Annotated in this window: 10 protein-coding genes; 7 read left to right on the top strand and 3 right to left on the bottom strand. The window is 42.6% G+C overall.

Features of this window, described 5'->3' with window-relative positions; genetic code table 11:
• Positions 1 to 88: 88 nt before the first annotated feature.
• Together WKU26_RS10775 and udk are read right to left on the bottom strand one after the other, a co-directional pair.
• Positions 89 to 1,459 (bottom strand): MltF family protein, encoded by a 1,371-nt coding sequence (locus WKU26_RS10775; RefSeq protein ID WP_340321997.1) that lies wholly within the window; start codon positions 1,457 to 1,459, stop codon positions 89 to 91.
• Complete coding sequence (udk, locus tag WKU26_RS10770) at positions 1,456 to 2,067, bottom strand: uridine kinase (protein ID WP_178266216.1); 612 nt, start codon at positions 2,065 to 2,067, stop codon at positions 1,456 to 1,458. Before udk ends, WKU26_RS10775 begins: the two co-directional genes overlap by 4 nt.
• A 72-nt stretch (positions 2,068 to 2,139) precedes the next feature.
• On the opposite strand from udk, the gene WKU26_RS10765 reads away from it, so the two are divergent.
• From WKU26_RS10765 to hisB, 6 genes are all read left to right on the top strand, one after another.
• Entirely contained in the window at positions 2,140 to 2,439 is a 300-nt protein-coding gene (locus WKU26_RS10765; RefSeq protein ID WP_269878903.1) for a Dabb family protein, read from the top strand.
• Between the two features lie 12 nt (positions 2,440 to 2,451).
• On the top strand, positions 2,452 to 2,949 hold the full coding sequence (locus WKU26_RS10760; protein WP_340321996.1) for a PaaI family thioesterase: 498 nt from the start codon (positions 2,452 to 2,454) through the stop codon (positions 2,947 to 2,949).
• Between the two features lie 285 nt (positions 2,950 to 3,234).
• Complete coding sequence (gene hisG, locus WKU26_RS10755; RefSeq protein WP_178266219.1) at positions 3,235 to 4,086, top strand: ATP phosphoribosyltransferase; 852 nt, start codon at positions 3,235 to 3,237, stop codon at positions 4,084 to 4,086.
• A gap of 19 nt (positions 4,087 to 4,105) precedes the next feature.
• Positions 4,106 to 5,380 carry a histidinol dehydrogenase gene (gene hisD, locus WKU26_RS10750; protein WP_340321994.1) on the top strand — a complete coding sequence of 425 codons (1,275 nt, stop codon included), beginning with the start codon at positions 4,106 to 4,108 and terminating at the stop codon, positions 5,378 to 5,380.
• Positions 5,381 to 5,389: 9 nt separating this feature from the next.
• Positions 5,390 to 6,442: a histidinol-phosphate transaminase gene (gene hisC, locus WKU26_RS10745; RefSeq protein ID WP_340321993.1), complete on the top strand. Its 1,053-nt coding sequence runs from the start codon at positions 5,390 to 5,392 to the stop codon at positions 6,440 to 6,442.
• Positions 6,439 to 7,563 carry a bifunctional histidinol-phosphatase/imidazoleglycerol-phosphate dehydratase HisB gene (hisB, locus tag WKU26_RS10740; protein ID WP_340321992.1) on the top strand — a complete coding sequence of 375 codons (1,125 nt, stop codon included), beginning with the start codon at positions 6,439 to 6,441 and terminating at the stop codon, positions 7,561 to 7,563. The genes hisC and hisB overlap by 4 nt, the downstream gene beginning before the upstream one ends.
• Before the next feature lie 271 nt (positions 7,564 to 7,834).
• On the opposite strand, the gene WKU26_RS10735 is transcribed toward hisB, so the two are convergent.
• Complete coding sequence (locus tag WKU26_RS10735) at positions 7,835 to 9,355, bottom strand: DUF4301 family protein (RefSeq protein WP_178266223.1); 1,521 nt, start codon at positions 9,353 to 9,355, stop codon at positions 7,835 to 7,837.
• 134 nt (positions 9,356 to 9,489) lie between these two features.
• Between WKU26_RS10735 and WKU26_RS10730 the strand changes: the two genes are divergently transcribed.
• Positions 9,490 to 11,706, top strand: a complete 2,217-nt coding sequence (locus WKU26_RS10730; RefSeq protein WP_340321991.1) for a RelA/SpoT family protein — start codon at positions 9,490 to 9,492, stop codon at positions 11,704 to 11,706.
• Positions 11,707 to 11,782: the final 76 nt, after the last annotated feature.

The raw sequence follows: 11,782 nt of genomic DNA, 5'->3' as shown, positions 1-11,782 counted from the left end.
TAAAAAAGAACGAGAAAAACAGAATATGTTCCTTCCCGTTCTCACTATTTCCTCCGTTAAAGTAATCTTGACCTCTATCAGAATCCTATTAATATTTAATTTTCTGCTTATATATCTCAGCACGTTCCGTTACTTCACGTACAAAATTATACGTTTCTGTTCCACGGAAATATCCATTCTTGCAGACAGGATCTTGATAATATTCCTCATGACTTTTCAGCAAAATATAATGAGCTACATTATGCTCCCAAATATAATGATTCCTTCCATATTTCTCCGAAAGCGCCATTGCATCCGTTACATGTCCACTACCCGCATTATAAGCGGCCAATACAAACTTTGTTCTTTCTGATGCATCCGGAACCTCGGCAAACATATTCTGTAATATCTTTATATACTTCACTGCTGCTTTGATGCTTTCCTCCGGATCGTGCTCTTTACCGGCAGGCACTCCCATTGCTCTTGCTGTTTTTGGCATCAGTTGCATCAGGCCACATGCACCCGCCCAAGATACTGTAGATGGATTGAAATTAGACTCTGTATAAGCCAAAGCTGCAAGCAGACGCCAGTCCCACCCTATGGTTGTCGCATATTTCTTGAACAAATCGTCATAATACGAAATCTTACCTTCCTTTACAGACAGAATTGCTCCATGTGAGACCCGCTTATTCAGTTCGAAATAACGCCGGGCACTTGCTTTAAACTCCGGAGAATTCACATGCTCCCGATGCCATTTATTGGCAGCCTCAGCCAACAACGGAGAAGTTTTCCTTACCGCCCAGGAAGAGCGTTGATCAAAACTAATTACCAATCCGATATCCAGATTCTGATAATAAGTACGGTTTATCTTGGCCACATCATTGGTAGCAATGGTATAATCAATTTTCCCTTCTGCTACCCACGTGATAAGATCCTCCTCCGAAAGACTATCCGGTTCCACTTTATGAATACGGATACCTCCTCCAAGTTCATTATTCAGATTGACAATTCGCGTATAAAACTTACCCGGATACACGTAAATATCCTTATCCACCAATTGAGTCACATCCTTCAATGCTTCTTTCCCTCTTCTCTGTACTACTACCTGATGGGTAATATGTTCCTCACCGCAATACAACAAACTGTCTTTACCCGAATTGGTCATAGCAAGATTGTAAGCTATCAGGTCTCCATCTCCCCTCAGCAAACTATTGATCATCTCCGCAGAGGAATTCATTACTTTCAGTTTCAATTTAACTCCTAATGAATGAGCAAACTGCAGTGCCAGTTCATACTGAAACCCCATCGGTTCTCCCCGATAGTTAAAATAAGAAGTAGAACTGTTGGTTGTAAGAACAACCAACTCTCCCCTCTCCTTGATTTGCGGCAAATCAAACTTACATTCTTCCTGCTGCTTCCCTCCCTGACAAGCGTACAGCACAAAGCAAGTCATCAATGCAACAAGCGAAAGCCATTTCATTTTTCAACGATTCTTTCAATGTACATTTTCAGAATTTCTATAGCTTTCTTATTATGTCCACCTTGAGGTACGATCAAATCTGCATATCTTTTTGCCGGTTCTATAAACTCCTGATGCATGGGTTTCAACACTTTCATATAACGGTCCATCACCGCTTCAGCCGTACGTCCCCGTTCCACCACATCACGCTGGATAACACGAATCAAACGTTCATCAGGATCTGCGTCTACAAATATCTTCAAATCCATTTGTCCGCAAAGTTTCTTATCACTGAGAGCCAGAATCCCCTCAATAATAATAACTTTCCGCGGTTCCAGATGAATAGTTTCCGGCTGTCGGGTACAGGTAAGGAAAGAATACACAGGCTGTTCTATTGATTCTCCTTTGCGCAAAGCCGCTACATGCTCGGACAGCAACTTCCAGTCGAAAGCATTAGGATGGTCAAAGTTAATATTCTGTCTTTCTTCTACCGGCACATGGCTACTATCCTTATAATAAGAATCTAAAGGAAGTATAACCACTTCATTTTTTGGTAAGCTTTCAATAATACTTTTCACTACTGTTGTTTTTCCGGAGCCTGTTCCTCCTGCAATTCCGATAATAATCATATCTATAAATTCAATAATTAGTTATACCTTTGTCTAAATACAAAAATACAAGAATTAATAAAATAAATAACTATGGTCAAGCACATTGTTTTATTCAAACTGAAAGAAAATTTATCTCAAGACGAAAAGCAGAACGTAATGAAAAGCTTTAAAGAGGCTATTGAAGCCCTTCCATCTACCATTACCTTTATCCGGAAAATATATGTAGGCATCAATATAAATGCAGACGAAAAATGGGATATCTGTCTGGAAAGTGAGTTCGACTCATTGGAAGATGTAAAAAACTACGCCATACATCCCGCTCACCAAGCAGCTGCCGCCATCCTCAAAGATGCCAAGCAAGACAGGGCATGCACCGATTATGAATTTTAAAACGACATTGTAATGAAAAAGATTATCAACCCTTGGAAAGATACAGAAGGATATTATTGCTTTGGGTGTGCTCCTCAAAATGAATCCGGACTTCAGATGGAGTTCTATGAAGAAGGCGATGAAATCATCAGCTTCTGGCAACCCGAAGCCAAATATCAAGGATGGTTCAATACGCTGCATGGAGGCATACAAGCCACACTGCTCGACGAGATATGTGGATGGGTTATTATCCGTAAGCTACAGACAGCCGGAGTCACTTCGAAAATGGAAACCCGATACATGAAACCTATCTATACAACGGGAGGTAAACTTACATTACGTGCTTCTATTCGGGAGCAAAAGCGAAATATCGTCATCATTGATGCTTGCATCTGCAATTCAGAAGGAGAAGTCTGTACCAGCGCCGTATGTACTTACTTTGCCTATCCGGCAGAAAAGGCCATCAAGGAAATGCACTTCCACGGCTGCAGAACAGAAGAAGAGACAGAAGATTGTCATACCCATGAGTAAAAAAGCAAGCCTCAAAAAGGAACAACATACAATTTGAAAGAAAAATATATTTTTTTACATCAATCTTTTGGATATTACAAATAAACAATTTACATTTGCCACAAACAACAAAGCAAAATGAATAAATTTACATCTACATACTTGCACCATCATCATCCTAACGAAATAAAAACGGTAGGCTGAGGTGTCGTGTAGTTATGTAGTCCAATATAAAGGCTTGCCGTTTATTCCGGTAAGCCTTTTTTATTATTATTCAAAACGTCTAACCTCTAAAAAAGAAACAATATGCTTAGAATTGCAGTACAATCGAAAGGACGCTTATTCGAAGATACAATGTCCTTACTAGCCGAAGCAGATATCAAATTATCGACTTCCAAACGCACCTTGCTGACTCAGTCTACCAATTTCCCGATAGAAGTATTGTTCCTCAGAGACGATGACATTCCTCAATGTGTAGCCAGTGGAGTGGCCGACCTGGGAATTGTTGGAGAAAACGAATTTATAGAACGCAACGAAGATGCCGACATCATATACCGGTTAGGATTCAGCAAGTGCAGACTATCCTTAGCCATTCCTAAGGAAATAGAATACAACGGAGTACAATGGTTCAACGGAAAGAAAATCGCCACTTCCTACCCATATATCCTCCAGCAATACCTCGACAAACAGCAAATCGAAGCCGATATCCACCTCATCACCGGTTCTGTAGAGATTGCACCGGGCATTCATCTGGCCGATGCTATTTTCGACATCGTCAGCTCCGGTTCTACCCTGATAAGCAATAATCTTAAAGAAGTAGAAACGGTAATGAAGAGCGAAGCCTTGCTCATTGGGAATAAAGCCTTGAGCGAAGAAAAGAAAGAAATTCTCGAGGAACTGCTCTTCAGAATCCGTGCCGTAAAAGCTGCTGAAGACAAGAAATACATTCTGATGAATGTACCCAACGACCGTCTGAAAGAAATCACAGAAGCATTGCCCGGTATAAAAAGTCCTACCATTATGCCTCTGGCTACCGAAGGATGGAGCAGTATACATACCGTACTCGACCAGAAATGTTTCTGGGAAATCATCGGAAAACTAAAAGCATTGGGCGCACAAGGCATACTGGTATTGCCTATAGAAAAGATGGTTCTTTAAAAATTAAAAGAAAACTACTATGAATACGATATACTATCCTGCAGAAAACGAGTGGAACAGTTTGTTGAAACGGTCTGCCTTGAAAACAGATGCCATACAAGAAACTGTATCCAGTATCTTAAAGCAAATCAAAGACGAAGGAGACAAAGCCGTAATAAAATTCGAAGAACTGTTCGATAAGGTACAGCTGAGCACACTTCAAGTTTCTTCGTCCGAATTTGAAGAAGCTGAGAAAGAAGTTGACGAAGAGCTGAAAGCAGCTATTCTTCTGGCTCACCGGAACATTACCACCTTTCATGCTGCACAAAAATTTGAAACCAAGAAAATTACCACACAACCGGGAGTAACATGCTGGCAAAAGGCTGTCGGCATTGAAAAAGTAGGTCTGTATATTCCCGGAGGAACTGCCCCTTTGTTCTCTACCGTACTGATGCTTGCCACTCCGGCCCAGATTGCAGGGTGTAAGGAAATCATTCTATGCACCCCACCCAACCGTGAAGGAAAAGTACACCCGGCTATCCTATATGCAGCCCAAGTATCCGGAGTAAGCCGCATCTATAAAATAGGAGGCGTACAAGCTATCGGAGCCATGGCTTATGGAACAGAGAGTGTACCTAAAGTATACAAGATTTTCGGACCGGGAAATCAATATGTAACTGTAGCCAAACAGCAGGTATCCTTGCACGATGTAGCTATCGACATGCCGGCAGGACCTTCTGAGGTCGCTGTTTTAGCCGATGGAACCGCCAATCCTGTATTTGTGGCTTCCGACCTACTCTCTCAGGCAGAACACGGAGCAGACAGTCAGGCTATTCTGATAACCACATCCGAAGAGCTTCTCAAGCAGGTGGAAGCCGAAGTCGTGCGCCAGCTGGAAGAACTTCCCCGCAAAGAGATTGCTCAAAAGGCCTTGGAAAGCAGCAAGCTGATTCTGGTAAAAGATATGCAGGAGGCAATACGGATGACCAACGAATACGCTCCGGAACACCTCATTATCGAGACTGAAAACTACATGGAAGTAGCCGGACAAATAGTCAATGCCGGTTCGGTATTTTTGGGTTCTTATTCACCGGAAAGTGCAGGCGACTATGCCTCCGGAACCAATCATACTCTTCCTACCAACGGATATGCCAAAGCATACAGTGGCGTCAGTCTCGATAGCTTTATACGCAAAATTACTTTCCAGGAAATTACACGCGAAGGCATCAGACAGATTGGACCAGCCATCCAGACTTTAGCCGCCAACGAACACCTGGATGCACATAAGAATGCAATTACCGTCAGACTACTTTAACACAAGTTTATGAAATCTTTACAAGAACTTACACGACCCAATATTTGGAATCTCAAGCCTTATTCATCGGCCCGCGACGAATACAGTGGAGCGGAAGCATCGGTCTTTCTGGATGCTAACGAAAATCCATACAATCATCCCAACAACAGATATCCGGACCCTTTGCAACATGAACTGAAAAGCATCATTGCTTCAGTAAAGAAGGTAAGAACAGAGGAAATCTTTCTCGGGAACGGAAGTGATGAGGCTATCGACCTCGTTTTCCGCGCTTTCTGCCGTCCGGGAGTCGACAATGTAGTAGCTATCGACCCTACATACGGAATGTATCAGGTATGTGCCGATGTAAACGATGTGGAGTATCGAAAGGTACTGCTCGACAAAGACTTTCAGTTCAAGGCAGCCGACCTGCTTGCCGCATCCGACGAACATACCAAACTCATCTTTCTCTGTTCGCCGAACAATCCTACCGGAAATACCTTGAACAGAAAAGAAATATACTCTCTACTCTCCGACTTTCAAGGGATTGTTGTACTCGACGAAGCATATATCGACTTCGCCAACGAGCCTTCTTTTCTTGAAGAACTGAGCGAACACCCTAACCTCATCGTACTACACACTTTCTCCAAAGCCTGGGGATGTGCAGCCATACGCTTAGGCATGGCATTCGCATCGCCACAGATTATACAGATTCTGAATAAGATAAAATATCCGTACAATGTAAACCGCCTGACGCAGCATGAGGCTATATTAATGAGCCAGAAGCATTACGAAGTACAGCGTTGGGTGAAATCGTTATTAGAAGAACGGAAACGGCTTATCGACGAGTTCTCTGCTTTGGACTGTTGCCTGCATATCTATCCAACGGAAGCTAACTTCTTCCTTGCAAAGGTAACCGATGCCAAACAGATATACGAATATCTGGTACAACAGGGCATCATCGTCCGAAACCGTACACACATCGCTCTGTGTCACAACTGCCTGCGTATTACCATTGGTACACGCCCGGAAAACGACGCACTGCTGGAAGCATTAAAACAGTTTCACCCTTCTCAAGCATTATGAAAAAACAAGTATTATTCATCGACCGAGACGGAACATTGGTCATAGAACCTCCTATCGACTATCAGCTCGACTCCTTCAACAAGTTGGAGTTCTACCCCAAAGTGTTCCGCAATTTATATTTCATCCGTCAGAAGATGGATTTCGAGTTTGCCATGGTCACCAATCAGGACGGCTTGGGTACGGCTTCTTTTCCGGAAGACACCTTTTATCCGGTGCACAACTTTATATTGAAGACTTTCGAACAAGAAGGCATTACGTTCGACCAAATCTTTATCGACCGCAGTTTTCCCGAAGACAATGCTCCTACCCGAAAGCCTCGCACCGGTATGCTGACTCAGTATCTGGATAATCCTGACTACGACTTGGCTCACAGTTTTGTCATCGGAGACCGTGCGACCGACGTAGAATTGGCATTGAACTTGGGATGTAAAGCCATTTTGCTCCAAAACGACAAGTCTCTGCTGACTTCTCCCGAACTGCAATCTGTCTGCGTACTTGCCACAACCGACTGGGATAAAATAACCGAATATCTGTTTGCACAGGAACGTACAGCAGAAGTCCGGCGTACCACACACGAAACAGATATCTATATCCGGATGAATCTGGACGGTGAAGGAAAATGCAACATTTCTACGGGACTGAAATTCTTCGACCACATGCTGGAGCAGATAGCCAAACATGGAAAAATCGACCTCACTATACAAGCACAAGGAGATCTGGAAGTAGACGAGCATCATACCATCGAAGATACTGCCATTGTATTGGGCGAATGTCTTTATAAAGCCTTGGGAAGCAAGCGTGGAATAGAGCGCTACGGTTATTGCCTTCCGATGGACGACTGCCTGTGTCAAGTGGCTCTCGACTTCGGAGGACGGGCGTGGCTGGTATGGGATGCCACATTCAAACGCGAGAAAATAGGAGAAATGCCTACGGAAATGTTTCTTCATTTCTTCAAGTCGCTGAGCGATGCCGCCCACATGAACCTTCATATTCAAGCCAAAGGTGAAAATGAACATCACAAGATAGAAGGTATTTTCAAAGCCTTTGCCCGAAGCATACGGGCTGCCGTACGCCGCGACATTTACCACTACGAAATACCTTCCAGCAAAGGCAGTCTGTAATCCAAGAATCGGCAGGTTGCAGGAGTTATCACGTACTGCAATCGACGACGTCGGCTGTAAAATCGGCAACGTTGGCTTTATAACCGACGTCGCCGACCGTGCAGCCGACGTCGTCGGATACAAAACACAAGCGGTATCATGTAAGGATTATTCCATATCCTAAACGACTTATCCGATACACATACCACATAAAAAAGGGTGTATTTCTCTCTTTCATTGAGAAGTACACCCTTTGCTATCTAAGAATAAGTTTTATTCTATTCCATCAAACTTACTGATGTTGTTCACGCAACAAATCGTTGACAGTTTTTACCGGATTGAAAGTACTCAAAGGCACTTCTACAAACACAGTGCTCCAGTCGCTCATCGAACCGTTCCACAAACCTGGCAACTCAAGTGCTTTCAGGTCTTTACCATTCTTCGACTTGTAAGAGATGAATCCTGTAGCTTTGTCTACATAATCCAGCAAATTGAATTTGTTACCTTTGTAGTCGCGTATTGCACAAACCAAATCAACCGGATTGAAGTGTGTACCCTGTTCGAACATAGCTTTCTTTTCCGGATCCTTCATGTCAATCTGCGAGCTTTCCAAAATCTGCAAAGAAACAGTTCCATCAGGATTGTAAGCCAAGAACGGGCCACCACCCGGTTCGCCTACATTCTTCACCATACCACATACACGCATCGGGCGGTTCAGTTTCTTACGCAAATAGATTACCAGGTCGGCATCTTCCAAATCCTTGATGTCTTCCTTTCGGCAACGCAACTGCTGCTGTACGAAACGGATAATGGTTTCCAACTGATCGTGGCTATAATGTCCGCCATCCAGCAACTTCAAATACTGGAAAGCCTGCTGCTGCAAAGTAACCAATACACCGGCCAGCAACTTCTTATAAGTAACTGTATCCCCTTTCAGTCTGTCTGGTACTACGTTGTCAATATTCTTAATGAACACGATATCCGCATCCAGATCGTTCAGGTTTTCAATCAATGCACCATGACCACCCGGACGGAATACCAGTTTGCCATTATCGCGGAAAGGTTTGTTTTCCATATCGGCAGCCAATGTATCTGTGCTCGGTTTCTGTTCAGAGAAACTTACATTGAAGCTTACTCCATACTTCTTGGCATATTCTGCCACTTTTTCTTCAACCAGCTGGCTGAACAAAGCCTTGTGTTCGGTAGAAACGGTAAAATGTACATTTACCTGTCCGGTTTTACCAGCTGCATACAACGCTCCCTCAACCAAATGTTCTTCCAACGGAGTGCGAACGCCATTCGCATAACGATGGAATTTAAGAAGTCCTTTAGGCAACGCTCCATAATTCAAGCCGGCACCTTCGAGCAAATTAGAAACAACAGCCTTGTAGTTGTGTTCTGCAACCAGTGCATCGATATTTTTACCGGTATTGTCCAAGCAAGCAGCATTCAAGTCATTATAGAAAGCAAAGCTATGAATATGATCGAAGAATTTTTTCTCGAAATCAGTAGTAGGTACGCTATAGTCTGCTCCTAAAAATTCAAACAGGTTTTTGAACATACGGCTGGCTGCTCCCGAAGCCGGAACAAACTTCACGACCTTTTTATCAGTATCTTTATACGCATCCCATGCAGCCAGATATTTTTTCTGTTCGTCTGCATCAGCAATCATAATTCCCCTGTTTTCCACCGAGGCTGCTCCAGCCAATTTTAAATAAGGAAAGCCTTTTTCAAAACAAGCCAACTGTTCAGCAATCTGCTGTTCTGAAATCCCCTTTTTTGCTAATAATTCCTTGTCTTCGTGTGTTAACATATATGATAAATTTAATAAGTTAATATAAACGGTCTATCCTAATAACTTTGCCCAAATGTATAAAAAAACCTGCAAGATTATCAAAAAGAGAAAGAAAAAAACTATCTTTACCCACAACGAAATGAATGCATGTCATGGAAAAGCAAGATTTTTTTAATCCTAAAGAGTATAAACAGCTATTTACACTATACAAAAAACTTCTGCAACTATCGGGAGATACTCTTCAAAAAGATGACTGTAAACATCTAAAAACACATCTTATAAAAGTCATGTCGGAAGGAAACATTCCACGCAATGCATTCGGCATGAATCCGATTATCAAAGATATGCAGACAGCCGTAATTGTAGCTGAAGAAATTGGTATGCGCCGGGCTTCCATCATTGGCATCATGCTACACGAGTCTGTAAAGTATAATCTATGCACATTGGAATCTGTACGGCAGAAATACGGAGAAGATGTAGCCGGTATCATACATGGCCTGGTAAAAATCAATGAACTTTATGCCAAAAGCCCTACCATAGAATCGGAAAATTTCCGTAATCTGCTGCTTTCTTTTGCTGAAGATATGCGGGTTATTCTGATTATGATAGCCGACCGTGTCAACTTAATGCGACAGATTAAAGACAGTGACAACGAGGAAGCTCGTCTGCAGGTATCCAATGAAGCTGCTTATCTTTACGCTCCATTGGCTCATAAACTGGGCTTGTATAAACTGAAATCGGAGCTGGAAGATTTATCGCTGAAATATACCCAGCACGATATTTATTATCATATCAAGGATAAATTAAATGCAACCAAGGCTGCACGAGACCGCTACATTGAAACTTTTATCCAACCTATACAAAAGAAACTGGAAGAAGCCGGACTGCACTTTCATATGAAAGGACGTACCAAATCTATTCACTCCATCTATCAGAAGATGAAGAAACAGAACTGTCCTTTCGAAAATGTGTACGATCTCTTCGCCATACGTATCATCCTTGACTCTCCTCTTGAAAAAGAGAAACAGGAATGCTGGCAGGCTTACTCCATTGTAACCGATATGTATCTGCCTAACCCCAAACGTTTGCGCGACTGGCTTTCTGTGCCCAAAAGCAACGGATACGAATCTCTTCATATCACAGTAATGGGTCCGGAAGGAAAATGGGTAGAAGTACAGATACGTACCGAGCGTATGGATGAAATAGCAGAAAAAGGTCTGGCAGCTCACTGGAGATATAAAGGAATAAAGGGAGAAACCGGACTGGATGAATGGCTGAATTCTATCCGCGAAACACTGGAGAATGCAGACAGTGACATGGAAGCAATGGACCAGTTTAAGCTGGATTTGTACAAGGACGAGGTCTTTGTATTTACTCCTAAAGGTGATTTGTATAAGTTACCGCAAGGAGCTACCATTCTGGACTTTGCATTTACCATCCATTCCAACCTGGGATGCCGGTGTATTGGTGCACGGGTAAACGGCAAGAATGCCCAACTGCGTCAGACACTGAACAGTGGCGACCAGGTGGAAATCATGACTTCGAATACCCAGACTCCCAAACAAGACTGGCTGAACTTTGTTACTACGTCGAAAGCCCGTACAAAAATACGTCAGGCACTGAAAGAAATAGCAGCAAAGCAAACTCAATTTGCCAAAGAGACATTGGAGCGTAAATTCAAAAACCGCAAACTGGAATATGATGAAGCGGTATTGATGAGACTGATTCGTAAATTGGGCTTCAAGACGGTCACCGACTTCTATCAAAGTATTGCCAGCGAAACGATGGACATCAACGAGGTCATTGACAAATATCTTGAACTGCAGCGTAAAGAAAATGAACAGCGGGATGAAATTATCTACAGAAGTGCCGAGAACTTCAACATACAGCAAAGTACAGAAGGAAAAGACTATTATAAAGATGATGTGCTGGTAATCGACCAGAATCTGAAGGGAATAGACTTTAATCTGGCACGATGCTGCAATCCTATTTACGGAGATGAAGTGTTTGGATTTGTAACCATTTCCGGAGGTATCAAAATACACCGCTGCGACTGCCCCAATGCAAAGGAAATGAAAGCACGCTTTCCTTACCGCATCGTACGCGCACGCTGGGCAGGCAAAAGTACCGGCAAGCAATATCCTATTACGCTGAGAATTGTAGGACATGATGATATAGGAATCGTGACCAATATCACTTCTATCATAAACAAAGAAAACAGTATTCTGTTGCGCTCCATCAGTATTGATTCACACGACGGACTGTTTTCAGGAATGCTGACTGTCATGGTAGATGATACCTCTAAACTGGAAGCACTGATAAAGAAAATTAAAACAGTAAAAGGTGTAAAACAGATAAGTAGAGGATAATTAAAATGTTAAAAAACAAACGAATCGCCTGATAATACAAACAAAAGCAGTATTTTTAGACGTTTTTTAATAATGA

Origin of the sequence: Phocaeicola sp. HCN-40430, assembly GCF_037890285.1 — a bacterium.
Taxonomy (GTDB): Bacteria; Bacteroidota; Bacteroidia; order Bacteroidales; family Bacteroidaceae; genus Phocaeicola; species Phocaeicola acetigenes.
Note: the sequence above shows the minus strand (reverse complement) of the source record. Positions and strands in the feature narration are given on the sequence as shown.